The sequence below is a fragment of the Thioclava kandeliae genome, from assembly GCF_040297545.1.
In the GTDB taxonomy this organism is placed as follows: domain Bacteria; phylum Pseudomonadota; class Alphaproteobacteria; order Rhodobacterales; family Rhodobacteraceae; genus Thioclava; species Thioclava kandeliae.
In genome coordinates this window covers 49774-65929 of the sequence record NZ_JAYWLC010000018.1, presented here as the reverse complement: position 1 = coordinate 65929, position 16156 = coordinate 49774, and the positions used below count along the sequence as shown (strand labels likewise).

Below are 16156 nucleotides of genomic sequence, written 5' to 3'. Positions count from 1 at the left end.
TATCGCGTGAGGGACATATCGAGCGGGCTTTTGTGATAAGAAATCTCTTGGGCCACCAATCGCCCGGAAATGATACGGCAAAAAATGGAAGTAATTGAATTCAGCGATCCGGAAATTCTGGCCAAACTTTTAGAGCGGCACATACAATCCGCGCATATAAATTTTTTATTTGGATCTGGCGCTTCCATGCCAGCTATTCAGCTCGCAGGCACAGTCGAACGCGAGATTGATACGCTTCTTGCCCGTTCCGATAACGACGGAGCGAACATTAAAGCGCTGGAGTTTATTGAGGAGCTGGAGCGTCAGCACGCAGCCTTAAGTCATGCGCCTCTATCCACTCCTGTCGAGACTACACGCAATAATTATGCAGGTTTGTTGAAGTCGATTGATCGTATTCTGTTTGAGAGGAAGAATATTCTTCTTCCCCGACAAGCAAACATGTTCACCACGAACTACGATGAATTTTTCGAAACAGCTGCATCTTCTCTGCCTACATTGCTTCTAAATGATGGCTTCAATCGTCGCGTTGGTAGTTCCGAATTTGAGTTTGAACCAGAGCTGTATTTTGACCGACTTTACAGGTCCGGAACGGTTTATCAACACCAGTCCGAGGTGCCGACGATTAATCTCATTAAGATGCACGGATCAATTTCATGGAAACGTCAAACAGACCGAAAGGTTGTATTCGGAACGCCGGAAACAGTTCCTTTAACGCCGATCGAACGGCTAAACGCTAACCGAGTTCGTCAGGCTCTTTCTAATCGAGCTGTGATCTTACCTAACATGAGGAAGTTTGAATCGACGCTATTAGACCGAGTCTATTTTGATCTCCTCCGTCTTTATTCAAACGCATTGGAAGTAGAAAATGCGCTTCTCTTTGTGTTTGGATTCTCTTTTGCGGATGAACATATTCTAGACATCACTAAGCGCGGATTACGAAATCCTACCGCTAAGATCGTAATTTTTGCCTACAGCGCTGGCGGGTCTATTGATTTCGAAGCGAAGTTCTCTGCCCACAGAAATGTCTTGATTATTAAACCTGAGGTCGGAAGTCACCTTGGGTTTACAGAGCTAAATAGCATCTTTGATTTGATTGGGCGAAACACGGAGACCATTTATGATTGATCCGCGCTTACAGAAAGAAGCTATTCTCAGGGTAGGTGAGGTTACCGAGGTAACCGGTCGAAAAATCTCCGTTACAGTTGATAAGGACAAGAATCTGTCAGAGCTATTTTTCGATGGTGATCTCATTCGCAATGTCGCGGTAGGGAGCTACATTGATATCCGGAAAGGTTTTTTCAGTCTTATTGGCAAAGTGGACGGAGAATTTGCTCGGCCTGATTTTGCCCAAGACTCCGCAGCTAGCAAAGTGCCGAGCGCGAAGAGGTCTCTTTCGATATCATTAGTGGGTTACGTTGACCGCTCTGGCAAGTTTTTCGGAGGCACGAAAGAGCTACCCTTAGTGGGCAATGAAGCGTTCTTACTTACCAGTGAGAGAGTTCACCAAATCCATAGTCTCGTAACCAAAGACGCCATCGCTATGAGCGTCGCGATATCTGATTATGAGGGGTTTGAAATTAGCCTTCCCGTAGATGGTTTGATGAATAGTCACATCGCCGTTTTCGGTAATACAGGAAGCGGAAAGTCAAATACTGTGGCTCTTCTTTATAAGAGTTATATAGCTGCCATGCGCCAAAGAAACGCTACAGCCTTTAACAGAAATGTCCGCGTTTTATTTTTAGACTTCAACGGAGAGTATTCACGTCCGGACTGTTTAACTTCGGAAAAGCGAGTTTATAATCTTTCCACTAGGCACGATCAGGGAGATAAAATCCCGCTCTCGACGGCTGGTTTTTTTGATTTCGAGACAATCGCAATCCTGTCCGATGCTACCGAAAAAACTCAGCGTCCATTCATACGGCGCTCACTTGAGTTGGCTAATCGAATTTGGGGCGGAGAGGATAGTCTAGGTCATTTTCAAAATATTTTGCGACAGCAAATTACGCAAATTTTGAAGATGACCGATAAAGAGCGAGCTTTTCTACTTATCGACTATCTGCGTCAGGTTCTTCCTGAAAATGTCAATGCAGGCTTAGTCTTGCCGATTGATCACGATCTAGAGTGGCACAACGTGTCGGCGCAGTTCGTGACTGCCAATGGAACCTACCCCCAGACTTCACCGGCTTCCATCCTGAATACCGAGATATATCGGAGAACCGGGGACTTCCAGTTTTCTGAAGACATCATTCATGACTTCATTTCAATCTGCTACGTTCAACTTATTTGGGATGTCCTTAGCAATCGGGCACAGAACGAGCACATCGCTCCAGTTATTAATAAGCTTAAAAGTAAACAAGCTGACATTAGAAAGGTTTTTGATCCTCGCAATGTAGGCGACATTTTTTCTCAAAACGTCGTTGTTTTAAACCTACACGATGTGAATATTGAAATGAAGAAAACGCTACCCCTTCTAATTGCAAAGCGAGTTTATCAGGAACAAAAGGACAGAGCAGACACACCGTCGGCTCTTAGCCTCGTGATAGATGAAGCACACAATATCTTGTCCTATGAATCTTCACGAGAGTCTGAAGCGTGGAAAGATTACCGGCTGGAAACATTCGAAGAGATAATTAAGGAAGGGCGTAAATTCGGCGTTTTCGTTACTATATCGAGCCAACGCCCTAGCGACATTTCTCAAACGATCACCTCACAGGCGCATAACTATTTCATTCACCGCTTGATAAATAGCCGAGACTTGCAATCCATCGCGACAGCCGTCTCATACATTGATAAGATTACGGAGGAATCCATCCCAACTCTACCGACCGGAACGTGCATCTTTAGTGGGATGGCTGGTCAGATGCCTATGAAGCTGGCTATGAAAGCGCTGCAGGATTGGGAGCAACCAAAGAGCACAACTCGAAAGTTATCAGATGTTGTGCCCTTTGAAGACGACGATCTTTTCAACCTAGATTTTTAAGTCGACGTGAAGTTCACGCCCTTAGATATGCTTCCCAAGTGCGCAAAACGGCGAAAAGCGAGTTCGAAGTTTGTCCCTTTAGGTGCACCATTTTACTCCCCCTGAAAATGGTTGCCTTGTCTATCGGATGATAGACCTATCCGCTCTGCCGCTCCGGCTTGGCGGTTTTTTCATGCCGTTCCGGCTGTCGCCCGCAGGGTGATCCGCGCCATGAAAAAGGCCCGCATCGCGCGTGGCGATACGGGCCCTTCTGCAGAGGTTAAGGCGTCAGACCTTGGGTTCGCGCACCAGCATGATCATCGCGCCGCTGAGCAGATAGAGCACCACGAAGGCCCACATCACACCTTCCAGACCGAAGAGCGGGCGCATGGCCGCGACCACGATGGGACCGACCCATGTGGCAGCACCGGCACCGAGACTGACAACCGCCAGCGCACCCGCCTTGTCATGCGGCAGCACCATCGGCATCAGAGCCGAGAGAGGAACATAGCCGCCGAGCATGATCCCGTAGAAGATGGCAACCAGCGAGGCGATGGCGAAATTGCCCGGTGCCATTTGCGGCACATAGAAGACCGCGAGAATACCCAACGAGGTGCCGATGGCGCCCATCAGGGCGATGGTGTTGCGCAGCCCGATCTTCTTGCCGATATAGCCCGAGGCCAGATTGCCGACCAGATTGCCGAGGAACATGATCGTCAGGAGGCGTAGCCATTCCTCGAGCGAGAAGCCGATGGTGGTCATGAAGAAGCCCGGCAGGACGATGAAGAAGGCGTATTGCGACGAGGTATTTACCGTGCGCACCAGCCCGCCGACTGTCGAGATCGGCTCACGCCACATGATCGAGATCGAGCGACCCATCGCGGCAAAGGGGCTTTCGGCGGTTTTGGTCAGCGGTTCGCCGCCTTTGGTCTTGGCCATGGCCATCAGCGATAGCGCGCCGCCCACGACCACCAGAACCAGCGAAAGCCAGAGTGTCCCCATCGTTCCGATCGCAGGGATCGCGATGGAGGCTGTCAGCGAGCCAAGCGTCGGCAGACCTGCGGCATAGGCAAACCAGAACCAGCTGGCGGCCATGCCAAGGCGCTTGGCGGGGGTGGCAGCGGCGATCCACACAAGGAAACCATAGGCGAAGAGCGGATAGCCGAAACCACGCAGCGCATAGGTCACCAGCATCAGCGGATAGTTGAGGGTAGAGATACCGAGGGTCAGGAAGGCCACTTCCAGCACCCCCCAGATCGCGAGGCCCGCCCACATGACCTTGCGGGGGCCATAGACCTGGCTCATCGGGCCCGAGAGCCACGAGGAAATGGCAACGGTGATCCCGTAGACGGTGAAGAGGAGTGCGACCTGGCCTTGGCCGAGGCCCTTGCCTTCAAGATACGGGGCCAGATATCCGAGTTCGACGCCATCGCCGATCATGAATACCAGTAGCCCGAGGAAGCCCCATTTTAGGGTGCTGGGCAGGCCGATTTTATCGAAGAAACCTAAGCGTTCAGTCTTGGAATGAGAAGAGGAAGGATTGGCGGGGGAGTTTGATATATCTGGTGTCGAGGTCACTATGCTTGCCGGTCAAAACCGGATTTTGTTACTGTTTATCTCCCTTATGTGCCTAGATCAGCCCTCCAGCAGCTTTGCTTCTCCCTGCAAAATGATCATAAGCGACATTAAAGCGACCATAGTCGACCTGATGTGTGCATAATAGTAAATAACACCCATCTGCGACATTATGTCTGTCAGTTTTTGCATAGATCACTATTTTTGCGGGAATATTACGCATAGATGCTATATGCATGCTTATTTATTGGAATAGTGCCCGATGTTTCTGGCCAGATCTACTTTGGGCCGAGAGGAAAATAGTTCGTTTCTACGAAGTAATATGATGAACCGTTGGGCGTTCAGGCGGCGGTCGAGCGGTTTGCCCCGAGCCGTGCCTTGGCCGTTTGCGCAGTGATTCTGGCGATCTGACGCAGAAGTGGGACCATGTAGGAGCTGCGCCGCCAGACCATGCCGATCTGCCGTCCGGGGGTCGGCGTGTCAGCCAGAGGGATCAGGCTCATGCTGGTGCTTTGGGCCATCGGGCCCTCGGTTGCCAGCTGTGGCAGCAGGGTAATTCCCATGCCCGCGGCCACCATCTGCCGCAATGTCTCGAGGCTGGTGGCGCGGAAGCCCTCGATCTCGTCGAGGCCCCAGCGGTTGCAGATGCTCACCGCCTGATCGCGCAGGCAATGCCCGTCCTCGAGAAGCATCATCTCTTCGGCGCCCAGATCGGCCAGATGTAGTGGTCCGCTGCTGGCCAGACGATGACCCCGCGGCACGGCCAGAAGAAACGGTTCCTCGAAGAGGGGGGTGGTCTGCAGGGTCGGATCCTCGATCGGCAGCGCCAGAAGCGCCGCATCCAGATCACCGCTGCGCAAAAGGCCCAGCAGGGTCTCGCTCTTCTCCTCGAAAAGCTGCAATTGCAGGTTCGGGAAGCCGCGCGCGATCTCGGGCAGGAGGGCCGGAAGGATATAGGGACCAAGCGTGGGGAAGGCACCCAGACGCAGGCGGCCGGTATCGGGGGCACGGTTGCGCTCGGCAATGGCGCGGATGTCGCGCGCCTCATCCAGCATCTTCTGCGCGCGCGCCACGATTTCCTCGCCGACGGGGGTCAGAAGAACCTGCTGTTTGCTCCGCTCGACCAATTGCACGCCCAGACTTTCCTCCAGCTTGCGCAACTGGGTCGAGAGCGTCGGCTGGCTGACATTACAGACCTCTGCCGCGCGGCGGAAGTTCCGCAGGCGGGCAAGTTCGACCAGATACTGGAGTTCGCGCAATGTCATGCGCAAAGGACTGTGCCAAATCCCTGCCTGTGTAAAGAGGGCGCGGAAGCGGGCATGAAAAAGCCGCGCCTTCGGGGCGACCCAAAGGCGCGGCGAGAGCGCGAGTGCTACCTTATTCGGCAGCGACCGCTTCTTTTTTCTCGGTCTGGACCGAGCTGCGGATCATGTAATCGAATGCCCCGAGCGCCGCCGTTGCCCCCAGACCCATCGCGATGACGATCTGCTTATAGGGGGTGGTGGTGCAATCGCCTGCGGCAAACACGCCCTCCATCGAGGTCGCACCATGGGCATCGATCATGATCTCGCCGCGCGGGGTCAGATCCAGCGTGCCTTTCAGGAAATCGGTGTTGGGCAGCAGGCCGATCTGCACGAAGATACCCTCGAGTTCGATATGATGGTCCTCGCCGGTGGTGCGGTCGCGGTAAGCCAGCCCGTTCACCTTTGCGCCGTCACCGGTCACTTCGGTGGTCGCCGCATTCATGATGATCGTGACATTCGGCAGGCTCTTGAGCTTGTCCTGCAGAACCTGATCGGCGCGCAGTTTCGTATCGAACTCGATCAGGGTCACATGCGACACGATACCGGCCAGATCGATCGCCGCCTCGACGCCCGAATTGCCGCCGCCGATGACTGCGGTGCGCTTGCCTTTGAACAGCGGGCCGTCACAGTGGGGGCAGTAGGCCACGCCCTTGTTCTTGTATTCGACCTCACCGGGCACACCCATCTGGCGCCAGCGGGCACCGGTCGACAGGATGACCGATTTCGATTTCAGCACGGCACCGCTTTCCAGCGTGACTTCCACCAGATCGCCCTTACGTTCAAGGCCGGTCGCGGTCTGCAGGTTCATGATATCCACGTCATATTCCTTGACGTGCTGTTCCAGCGCGGTGGCCAGTTTCGGACCTTCGGTATGGGGCACCGAGATCAGGTTCTCGATGGACATGGTGTCGAGCACCTGACCGCCGAACCGCTGGGCAGCCACACCGGTGCGGATGCCTTTGCGCGCGGCATAGACGGCGGCTGCGGCACCGGCGGGGCCACCACCGACCACGAGCACGTCGAACGCATCCTTGGCATTGATCTTGGCGGCGGCCTTATCGGCCGAGCCGGTGTCGATCTTGGCCACGATCTCGCCCAGCTCCATGCGGCCCTGGCCGAAGACCTCGCCGTTCAGATAGACGGTGGGGACGCTCATCACTTCGCGGGCGTTCACCTCATCCTGGAAATCCGAGCCGTCGATGGCGACGTGCTTCACATTGGGGTTGAGCACGGCCATCAGGTTCAACGCTTGCACCACATCGGGGCAGTTCTGGCACGATTGCGAGAAATAGGTCTCGAAGACGAAGGTGCCCTCGACCTCTTTCACCTGATCGATCAGCTCCTGCTCGACCTTCGGCGGATAGCCACCGACTTGCAGGAGCGCCAGCACCAGAGAGGTGAACTCGTGGCCCATCGGCAGGCCCGCGAAGGTCAGCGAGATGTCTTCGCCCGGCGAGGCGATGGTGAAGGAGGGTTTGCGAGTGTCATTTCCGTCCAGAGCGACGGTAACTTTGTCGTTGAGCTCCGCGATCTCGGTCAGCAGCTCGACCATCTCGGCGGAACGGGCCGAGTCATTGGTGGAGGCGGTCAGGACGACCGGACGCACCAGCCGTTCGAGATAGGCGGAAAGTTGGGTCTTGAGCGTGCTGTCGAGCATGGGAGAACTCCGAATGTCTGGGGGGAGGGGCCTCAATGTCCGTCACACGCGTCTGTGGCGCATTGACCGGTGTCAAATCGGGGCCGGAGGGGAGGCTCTGCGCGGGGTGGCCCCGCGCAGAGGAATGTCGGATCGCGAGGGATCAGATCTTGCCGACGAGTTCGAGCGACGGTGCGAGGGTTTTCTCGCCTTCTTTCCACTTGGCGGGGCAGACCTCACCCGGGTGGTTGCGCACATATTGCGCGGCTTTGATCTTGCGCACGAGGTCGGAGGCGTCGCGGCCGATGCCTTCTGCGGTGATTTCCATCGCCTGGATGATCCCGTCGGGGTCGACGATGAAGGTTGCGCGGTCTGCAAGGCCTTCATCTTCGCGCATCGCGTCGAAGTTACGCGTGATGGTGCCGGTCGGGTCGCCGATCATGCCATACTGGATCTTCACGATGGTGTCGGAGGATTCGTGCCATGCCTTGTGGGTGAAGTGGGTGTCGGTCGAGACGGAGAACACTTCCACGCCCATTTTCTGCAGTTCTGCATAATGGTCGGCCACATCGCCCAGCTCGGTCGGGCAGACGAAGGTGAAGTCGGCGGGATAGAAGAAGAAGACGGCCCATTTGCCGGCGATGTCGGCTTCGGTGACGTCGATGAATTTGCCTTGTTTGAATGCCGTGGCAGCGAAAGGTTTGATCTTGGTATTGATGAGAGCCATGTCGTCCTCGTCTTTCGTTTGGGGAGGCGGTTCTTGTGAACCGGTTGGGGTCTTATCCCTTGAACGTAATCTACGTCCTTCGGGGGCTTAGGTGAAATTGATTATTATACGATTTCTGATAGACGCTATCTATCACTCGGATTTCAGGAGCGGCGCCAGCTCATGCGCGGCATGGATCAGCTTGGCGTCCTCGTGTGTGGCTGCAATCAGCATCAGCCCCGTGCCCGGCGTGGGGAGCGGCAGCGAGATCGAGCAGCCATCTATCACATTGGCCATGGTGGTGTTGCGCAGCGCCAACAGATTGAGCCGGTTGAAGCTCTCGTCCTCCTCCAGTGCGCTCAGCTGCGGCGGCAGGATTGGTGCGGTCGGCAGCACGATGGCGCGTCCCAGCAGCTCGCGTTTTGCATCCCGCGCGATCGCCTCGCGCAGGAGCAGCGTGCGGGCATAATCGGGCGCGCTCGCGGTATCGGCGCGGGCCATGCGCGTGGTTACACGTGAATCAATCTGGTCCTGTCTGTCGTCGTAATCGGCCTTGTGATGGACACGCGATTCGACCGCCGAGAATTGCCAGACGGCCAGCTCCTGATAGAGGGTGAAATAGGGCAGGTCGGTCTCGATGATGCGGTAGCCCGCGTCTTTCAGGGTCTCGAGAGCCGCGTCGAAGGCCTGCGCCACCTCGGGGTGCAGCCCGTCGCGCCCGAAACTGCGCGGCAGGATCAGCTCCTGCGGGAGTTCGGTTTCCTCATAGGGCGCATCGCGCAAGACCTCCATTGCGGCCTGCACGGTCAACGCATCGCGCGCCATGACGCCCACGGAATCGAGCGTATGCGAGAGGGCCACCACGCCCTCGCGCGGCACATCGGAGGCGGTGGGTTTGAACCCGATCAGCCCGCAGAAGGCCGCCGGAATACGCAGCGAGCCGCCCGTATCGGTGCCAAGCGCGATATCGGCCACGCCGCGCGCCACGCTTGACGCCCCGCCCGAGGTCGAGCCGCCGGCAATCGCGCCCTCGATCAGCGGCGTCAGGGGCGTGCCGTAATGCGGGTTCTGGCCAAGGCCCGAATAGGCGAATTCGGTCATGTTGGTATGGCCGATGAGCCCCGCTCCGGCCTCGCGCAGCCGCGCGATGACGGTTGCGTCCTTTTCGGCCACCGGGCGGTTCGCGCGGGCCTTCGATCCGGCCCGTGTCTGGTATCCCGTCACATCAAACAGGTCCTTCACCGCTACGGTCAGCCCGTTCAGGGGGCCGTCCGAGGGACCGGGCACAGGGCCGGTAAAGACTTGGGTGAAATCGGGCGCTTTCGCGCGGGAGCGGGCAAGGCTGAGCGGATCGGTGGTCATCGGGGCACTTTCAGGCTCGGGCCATGTTGCGCATCACGACACGCGATCCGGCATGGCCCATGGATGTCGCCCCACTTTCTGAGCCAGCTTTGCAGTGAAGTCCAGACCCCCGAGGTGTTCCGTCCCATCGCTCCCTCGTCTGTTGGTCCTGCGCATGGAAAAAGGGCAGCCACGGGGCTGCCCTTCTTGTTGTTCAGACCTTGGTTTCTGCCGCGGCGGGCGGCGGGGTCGGGTCCGACCCGTAAAGATCGCCGGGCAGTTCGGGCGGCATCGCGTGGTCTGCCTCCTCGTCATTGCGGTAGACCTGATTGTGGCGATAGATCATCAGCGTATCCCAGCGCAGCGCCTTCAGAAGCCCGATCAGGATCAGGAAACAGACGACCGCGAAGGGGAAACCCGCGACCACTGCGGCTGCCTGAAGCGCGTTCAGACCGCCCGCGACCAGCAGCACCGCTGCCACACAGCCCTCGGTCACGGCCCAGAAGATCCGCTGGATCTTGGGCGGGTTCGGGTCGCCACCTGCGGTGAGCATATCGATCACGAAGGAGCCCGAATCCGAGGAGGTCACGAACCACATCACGATCAGGACCATCGCGAAACCGGAGGTCAGGTCCGACATCGGGAAATAGTCCAGAAGGCTGAACATCGCCTGTCCGTAGGCTTCCTTGGTGGCATCGACGAGCGTGCTGTCCCCGCCCATCGAGATGCTGATGGCCGTGCCACCAAAGGCGCAGAACCAGAAGAACATGATCGAGCTGGGCAGCAGCATCACGCCGAGGACGAATTCGCGGATGGTCCGACCGCGCGAGATGCGCGCGATGAACACGCCGACGAAGGGCGACCAGCTGACCCACCATGCCCAGTAGAAGATCGTCCAGCTGTTCTGCCAGGTGCTTTCCTCGTTATAGGCTTCGGTCCAAGTGGCCCAGCTGATGAAGCGCGAGATGTAATCGCCATAGCTTTGCACATAGAGATCGAGGATGAAGATGGTCGGGCCCACGATCAGCATAAACAGCAGGAAGACCATCGACAGGCCGATATTGAGGTTCGAGAGACGTTTGATCCCCGCATCGAGCCCCGCCACGACCGAGATGGTGGCCGCGAGCGTGATAAGGGCGATGATGATGACCTGAGTGACCACCGACTGCTCCCAGCCGAACAACTCGCCCAGACCCGAATTGATCTGCATCGCGCCGAGGCCCAGCGAGGTGACGATCCCGAACATCGTGCCGAACACGGCCAGAATATCCACCGCATCGCCCCATTTTCCGAAGATACGCTCACCCAGAATGGGGTAGAGCGCCGAGCGGATGGTCAGCGGCAGGCCCTTGCGGAAGTGGAAATAGGCCAGCGCCAGACCGACAACCGCATAGATCGCCCAGCCGTGGAAGCCCCAATGCAGGAAGGAGATGACCATCGCCTGTTTGGCGGCCTCCTCGGTTTCCGGTGCACCGACGGGGGGCGCGAAATAGTGGTAGAGCGGCTCGGCCACACCCCAGTAGATCAGGCCGATCCCGATGCCTGCCGAAAACAGCATGGCGGTCCAGCTGAAGAGGCCATAGGCGGGTTTCTCATTCATCCGGCCCAGCCGGATATCGCCGAAGCGCCCGAAGGCCAGATAGATCGCGGCGATGACGAAAAGATTCATCTCGATGATGATGGCCCAGCCGAGATTAGTGGCGAACCAGCTCTGGATGCCTCCGAACAACGCATTGGCCTGTTCGTTGAAAAGCGCCCCGTAGATAATGAACCCGACGATCAGGATCGCTGAAACCGAGAAAACCCGCTTGTGGACTTTCGGAAAGAACAGCAGGCGTTCCTGCTGAAGATTATCTGCCATATCTGGCCTGTCCCCTTGTTATTCACCGGGTATGGTCCGGCGTCACAGACAAGGGAACGGGCCAGTTTCGAATAGGTTCCCGAAAAAGTCATGGAACCTCACGCGGGGGTGTCTCAGTCCCGCGCGATGTCAACGACGACCGACAGGCCCGGCACCAGTTTCTCGGCCTCGTCCTGCCCCGGATCGATGGAGATCCGCACCGGAACACGCTGGGCGATCTTGGTGAAGTTACCGGTGGCATTGGAGCTCGACAGCACCGAGAATTCGGATCCCGTGGCAGGCGAGAAAGCTTCCAGATGGCCGGTGAAGCGCTTGCCGCCCAGAGCATCCACGGTAAAGCTGACCGATTGGCCGACCTGCATCCCGTTCAGCTTGGTCTCCTTGAAATTGGCGATGACCCAGGCATCGGTCCCCACAAGGCTCATAAGTGTCGTGCCCGCGCTGACATATTGCCCGCCGCGCACGCCAAGCTGGCCCAGTCGTCCGTCGATGGGCGCGGTGATGGTGGTATGCTCGAGATCGATCTTGGCAAGTTCCAGTGCCGCCTGCGCGCTTTCGACGCTGGCCTGCAGGGTCTGGCTGTCCATCTTCACCGATTTCAGATCTTCCTCGGCCACATGACGGGCCGCAATAGCCTCCTCGAGCGAGGCTTGGGCCTGTTGCAGGGCAAGCTGTGCGTCATCCGCATCCGATTGCGAGAGGTAGCTTTTGTTCTGCAGCTGCTGCGCGCGTTCCCATTCGCGCTGGGTGGTGGCGACGGACGCTTCTGCCGAATCCTGCGAGGCTTTCTTCGATTCGATCGTTGCCTCCGCCGAACGGATATCCTGCGCGTTATTGGCCAGTGCCGCCTTGGCGCTGTCCAGCTCGGCCTGCGCCTGATTGACGGCCTGTACATATTGGCGATCGTCGATCTTGGCCAGCACGTCGCCTTTCTTGACGGTCTGGAAATCGTGCACCGGCACATCGGTGATAAAGCCCGAGAGCTGCGGTGCGATGGAGGTCAGACGACCGCGCACATAGGCGTCATTGGTCTGCGCCACCGAACTCTGGAAGGGAGGGATCTGCCATGCGTAGAGAATGATGCACAGGCCGATCAGCCCGAAGGCAACGGCGATGATAGAGGGAAGGAAACGTTTTACGGACATAGGTGGCTCATGCGGGTTGGCTCTGGAGGCGCTCTTTGCGCTTGGTCCAGAGATAGTTGATGATCAGGCAGCTCAGAGTGAACAGGGCCAGATAGAGAAGGGCGTGGAAGGCATCGGCATAGGCCAGAACATTCGCCTGCACGCTGACATTACTGGAAAGCTGCGACAAAGCCTCGGATTTGATGACGGTCGGGTCTGCCGAGGTCGCGGCATAAAGCTGTTTGAGCTGGGCGATGGTGCTGCTGACCATTGGGTTCCCTTCCATCAGCTGGCCGTTGAGAAGCTCGGTATGGAATGTGGTGCGCAGCTGCACGGTCGAACGAAAAATCCCCGAGCCGATGACCGCACCGAGGCTCTGGCTGGCCAGAAACACGGCGATGAAGCTCAGCAGATAGTTCGGGCTACGGCGGAAGGCGTTCATGATCCCGTTGGCCATCGCGGTCGGCAGGAAGATGGTAGAGGCAAAGCCCAGCAACGCCTGACTGACATAGAATTGCTGCGGCCCCCATTGTGCATTCACGCGTGTGTCGAGCGCAAGGCCGAGTGCCATCATGGCCAGCGCGGCCATATGCATCTCCGGCATGCGCTCCATCTTGAAGGTCAGCACACATACGATGCCGCCGGAGATTGTGGCGATCGTGATGATCAGGAACAAGAGCCATAGCTGGTCATAGCTATAGCCGATGGTCGAGAGCAGTCGCGGAATGCCCACGGTCTGTTCGCTCAGCAGCATTCGCATCAGGAAGAGCGCCGCCGCCAGCCGCAGGATCGGCCAGGAGACGAGCCAGCGCAGATCGATCAGCGGGCGATCGCGTTTCAGCTCGATCGCGACGAACGCGCTCAGGCAGAGAAGCGCCAGACAGGCGACGACGCCGAGCCACATCGCATCGGTCCACCACACGGTCGTGCCCCAGAAGAACACCACCACCACCGAGCCGAAGCCTATGGCCAGCAGGCTGAAGGTGATGACATCCATCACCGAGATCACTGGCACGCGCGGCATCGGTGTCAGCGGCAGGGTATAGATCAGGCCGATCATCAGGAGCGACAGGCCGAATTCCATCTGCCGCAACGATAGATAGTTGAAGTGATGGTAGAGGGCGGGGGAAATGGCATAGGCCAAAGGGGTGCCGACAAGGATGAAGGTCATCACGAGCGGTATCCCGAAGGTCATTTTCTTGGGCAGCGGGAGCACTTCGAGCATGTAGAGCACGGCGACCGATGCCAGAGGTGCCGAGGCACAGCCCGCGAAGAACTGCACGACAATCGCGCTATGCAGGCCATCCACCCAGAGTGTCGCGAAATTGACCAGCGCGAAACAGGCCACCGAAAGGATGGCGAAGTTCCGCAGCCCGTATTGCGTGCGCAGCTTCACCAGCATCAGGCTGAGCGAGGCCCGCGGGATCATATAGGCCGCCGTGAGCCAGAGGGATTCGGTCTGGCTCGCGCCCAGATCACCCGCGATGCGCTGCGCATTGGCCGTGGTGAAGCCTTGGCTCAGCGACATCGCGATCGCGACGACGATCGATGCAACTATGTATCCCAAGACGTGCAGGCGCGGTTTCGGCTCGAAAGGCGGCGGCGGGCGCTGCTCTTTGGGCGAAGGATCGCTCGGGTTGGGGTTCACGCCCGGAATATGTAGATGCGGTGTTTCAGGCATTTTTCGCCATATCGTCAAGGTTTACATGGAGGCGGCTGACCAGCTCGTAGAGCTGTTCGAACTCGCCGTCTGAAAGGTCATGGAAGAGTTCGTGACGCAAGGTGTTGGTATATTCCAGAATGTCCTTTGCCTTGTCCTTCGACAGGTCGGTCAGGAAAACGCGGCGTACACGACGGTCCCCCTCCACAGCACGACGCTCAATGAAGCCGGTTTGTTCCAGACTATCGAGTGTGCGGTTAAGGGTTGGTGTCTCGATCTTTAACGCCTCGGCCAGCTCGGTCTGGCTGCTGCCTTCGGTGCGCGCGATCTGCAAAAGGGCCTGCGCGCGGGCGAAGGTCAGGCCCATGGCACTGGCACGCGAATCGAAAGCCTTCCGCAAACGGCGGTTCAGGAAAATGATACTGTTCAGGACCATCCGGTCATCCAAGCGGGTCATAACACTCCTCTGCGCTTTTTATATCGCTAATTATTAGCAAGCTTATATGTGGGACATGTATATGAATTTCGAGATTTGCCAACGCAAATTTACACCATTTTCTGTGCCTGCACGAACACCGCTTGCGCAATCATGACGAAATGCTACAAAAATGATCAGCTTGCGAACGAGCGGCTCGCCAGCGCCAGCCCGTCGATAACTGCGGTGAAGGCCTCGACTTTGCGCAGTTCGGCATTCGGACAGGTCGCCTGTGCCTCCTCGGCCACCAGCCCCATCAGGCTCGAGCCGCCCACCAGCACGATGCAATCGAGCATCTGCGGGGCCATCTGAGCCTGCATCAGGGTCTGGTAGATCGCGTTGCGCAACGCCTCGCGGTGCTGCGAGAGCGCGCCGTTGAGCATACCGCGCGTCAGGCGCACTTCCAGCTTCGGCTCGACCATCCCCATCGCGATGGCAGCCTGCGCATCATCCGAATTGGCGGCGATCTTGCCACTTTCAACTGCGAAGGCCAGCTCGTGCCCGAGCTGTTCCTCGATCACATGGGCCAGCCGTCCGATCCGCTTGGGATCGGTGGCGTTGCGCTCCATATCGGCGACCAGGCGGCGGGTTTCGGGGGTGTAGACGAAGGGGATCTTCTCCCAGCGCGACAGATCCACATAGATCCCGCGCGGCACCGGCAGCAGACCGTCACCCATCTCGCGCTTCAATTCTCCGCCCAGCCCCAGTTCGGGCATGGCCTTGGCCAGTGACAGCGCATGATCGAAATCCGTGCCCCCCAGCCGGATGCCGTGACTGGCAAGGATACGGATCTCTTCGCCCTCGCGCTGGTAGACGGAGAAATCCGAGGTGCCACCGCCGATATCGACGATCAGGCCGGTCTCACGGTTGCGCTGCGAATGGCCAGCCGCAAGGGCAGCGGCTTCGGGCTCGGGCAGGAATTCGACCGTGTCGAACCCTGCCGCATGGTAGCAGGCGCGTAGGTCGGCTTCGGCGCGGGCGTGACGTTCGGGGTTGTCATGGAAGGCCACGGGGCGGCCAGACAGGGCGGTGGGGATCTTCAGGCCGGTTTGCGCCTCGGCCTCGGCTTTCAGATGGGCGAGAAAGATGGTGATGATCTGCGCGATGCTCTGCCGCTTGCGCCCGATCCGGCGCTCTTCATGGAGCAATTCGGTGCCGAGCACGCTTTTCAGCGCCCGCATATACCGGCCCGGATCGCCCTCGATCAGCGCCTCGCCTGCCGCGCGTCCGATCAGCATCCCGCTACCATCCTCGGGGAAGAAGACCGCCGTGGGCAGGGTATCGTGATGCCCCTCTACCGAAAGCCTGCGGACCGCGCCATTTTCCAGCACGGCCATTGCGCTGTTGGAGGTTCCGAAGTCGATAGCAAGGCAAGGCATAGCGGTACTTTCGTTCAAAGAGCAGAAGGGAGCGAGCGTGCCAGCTAATGAGTTCGGATCGTGGAGGCAAGAGGCGCTGTGTCTAAAACCCTGCCTCTCATGAGGCAATGTCGGGCGAGCCCGCTTCCGCGCGGCA

At 58.0% G+C, this 16156-nt stretch carries 12 protein-coding genes; 2 read left to right on the top strand and 10 right to left on the bottom strand.

The genetic code is table 11. The annotated features are described in order from the left end of the window. The first annotated feature begins 84 nt into the window (after positions 1-84). Both VSX56_RS16810 and VSX56_RS16805 read left to right on the top strand, forming a co-directional pair. Positions 85-1125, top strand: coding sequence for an SIR2 family protein (locus tag VSX56_RS16810; RefSeq protein ID WP_350938749.1), 1041 nt, complete (start codon positions 85-87; stop codon positions 1123-1125). Then, a complete protein-coding gene (locus VSX56_RS16805; RefSeq protein ID WP_350938747.1) occupies positions 1118-2980 on the top strand; it encodes an ATP-binding protein in 1863 nt (620 codons plus the stop codon). The genes VSX56_RS16810 and VSX56_RS16805 overlap by 8 nt, the downstream gene beginning before the upstream one ends. Before the next feature lie 267 nt (positions 2981-3247). Here the strand turns inward: VSX56_RS16805 and VSX56_RS16800 are convergent, their stop codons facing one another. The 10 genes from VSX56_RS16800 to VSX56_RS16755 all read right to left on the bottom strand — a co-directional run bounded on the left by VSX56_RS16800 (position 3248) and on the right by VSX56_RS16755 (position 16020). Further along, positions 3248-4537, bottom strand: a complete 1290-nt coding sequence (locus VSX56_RS16800; protein ID WP_350938745.1) for an MFS transporter — start codon at positions 4535-4537, stop codon at positions 3248-3250. Between the two features lie 338 nt (positions 4538-4875). Next, positions 4876-5799 carry a LysR substrate-binding domain-containing protein gene (locus tag VSX56_RS16795; protein ID WP_350938743.1) on the bottom strand — a complete coding sequence of 308 codons (924 nt, stop codon included), beginning with the start codon at positions 5797-5799 and terminating at the stop codon, positions 4876-4878. A gap of 112 nt (positions 5800-5911) precedes the next feature. Further along, a complete protein-coding gene (gene ahpF / locus VSX56_RS16790) occupies positions 5912-7495 on the bottom strand; it encodes an alkyl hydroperoxide reductase subunit F (RefSeq protein ID WP_350938741.1) in 1584 nt (527 codons plus the stop codon). A 142-nt stretch (positions 7496-7637) separates the two neighbouring features. Further along, positions 7638-8201 carry an alkyl hydroperoxide reductase subunit C gene (gene ahpC / locus VSX56_RS16785; protein WP_350938739.1) on the bottom strand — a complete coding sequence of 188 codons (564 nt, stop codon included), beginning with the start codon at positions 8199-8201 and terminating at the stop codon, positions 7638-7640. 132 nt (positions 8202-8333) lie between these two features. Continuing rightward, on the bottom strand, positions 8334-9542 hold the full coding sequence (locus VSX56_RS16780; RefSeq protein WP_350938737.1) for an amidase family protein: 1209 nt from the start codon (positions 9540-9542) through the stop codon (positions 8334-8336). 193 nt (positions 9543-9735) lie between these two features. Next, positions 9736-11382, bottom strand: a complete 1647-nt coding sequence (locus tag VSX56_RS16775) for a BCCT family transporter (RefSeq protein WP_350938735.1) — start codon at positions 11380-11382, stop codon at positions 9736-9738. A gap of 113 nt (positions 11383-11495) precedes the next feature. After that, the gene (locus tag VSX56_RS16770) at positions 11496-12527 is read right to left on the bottom strand and encodes an HlyD family secretion protein (protein WP_339113326.1); all 1032 of its coding nucleotides are present in this window, start codon (positions 12525-12527) and stop codon (positions 11496-11498) included. Between the two features lie 7 nt (positions 12528-12534). Continuing rightward, positions 12535-14187 carry an efflux MFS transporter permease gene (locus VSX56_RS16765; protein ID WP_350938732.1) on the bottom strand — a complete coding sequence of 551 codons (1653 nt, stop codon included), beginning with the start codon at positions 14185-14187 and terminating at the stop codon, positions 12535-12537. Beyond that, positions 14180-14623 (bottom strand): MarR family winged helix-turn-helix transcriptional regulator, encoded by a 444-nt coding sequence (locus tag VSX56_RS16760; RefSeq protein WP_339113324.1) that lies wholly within the window; start codon positions 14621-14623, stop codon positions 14180-14182. The genes VSX56_RS16765 and VSX56_RS16760 overlap by 8 nt, the downstream gene beginning before the upstream one ends. 155 nt (positions 14624-14778) lie before the next feature. Further along, on the bottom strand, positions 14779-16020 hold the full coding sequence (locus tag VSX56_RS16755; RefSeq protein ID WP_350938730.1) for an Hsp70 family protein: 1242 nt from the start codon (positions 16018-16020) through the stop codon (positions 14779-14781). Between the last annotated feature and the right edge of the window lie 136 nt (positions 16021-16156).

Excerpts from the sequence above, each read along its gene's own strand:
- ahpC (WP_350938739.1), bottom strand. The coding sequence starts at position 8,201 with ATGGCTCTCATCAATACCAAGATCAAACCTTTCGCTGCCACGGCATTC.
- VSX56_RS16805 (WP_350938747.1), top strand. The coding sequence starts at position 1,118 with ATGATTGATCCGCGCTTACAGAAAGAAGCTATTCTCAGGGTAGGTGAG.
- VSX56_RS16780 (WP_350938737.1), bottom strand. The coding sequence starts at position 9,542 with ATGACCACCGATCCGCTCAGCCTTGCCCGCTCCCGCGCGAAAGCGCCC.
- VSX56_RS16755 (WP_350938730.1), bottom strand. The coding sequence starts at position 16,020 with ATGCCTTGCCTTGCTATCGACTTCGGAACCTCCAACAGCGCAATGGCC.
- VSX56_RS16810 (WP_350938749.1), top strand. The coding sequence starts at position 85 with ATGGAAGTAATTGAATTCAGCGATCCGGAAATTCTGGCCAAACTTTTA.
- VSX56_RS16760 (WP_339113324.1), bottom strand. The coding sequence starts at position 14,623 with ATGACCCGCTTGGATGACCGGATGGTCCTGAACAGTATCATTTTCCTG.
- ahpF (WP_350938741.1), bottom strand. The coding sequence starts at position 7,495 with ATGCTCGACAGCACGCTCAAGACCCAACTTTCCGCCTATCTCGAACGG.
- VSX56_RS16765 (WP_350938732.1), bottom strand. The coding sequence starts at position 14,187 with ATGCCTGAAACACCGCATCTACATATTCCGGGCGTGAACCCCAACCCG.
- VSX56_RS16770 (WP_339113326.1), bottom strand. The coding sequence starts at position 12,527 with ATGTCCGTAAAACGTTTCCTTCCCTCTATCATCGCCGTTGCCTTCGGG.
- VSX56_RS16775 (WP_350938735.1), bottom strand. The coding sequence starts at position 11,382 with ATGGCAGATAATCTTCAGCAGGAACGCCTGCTGTTCTTTCCGAAAGTC.
- VSX56_RS16795 (WP_350938743.1), bottom strand. The coding sequence starts at position 5,799 with ATGACATTGCGCGAACTCCAGTATCTGGTCGAACTTGCCCGCCTGCGG.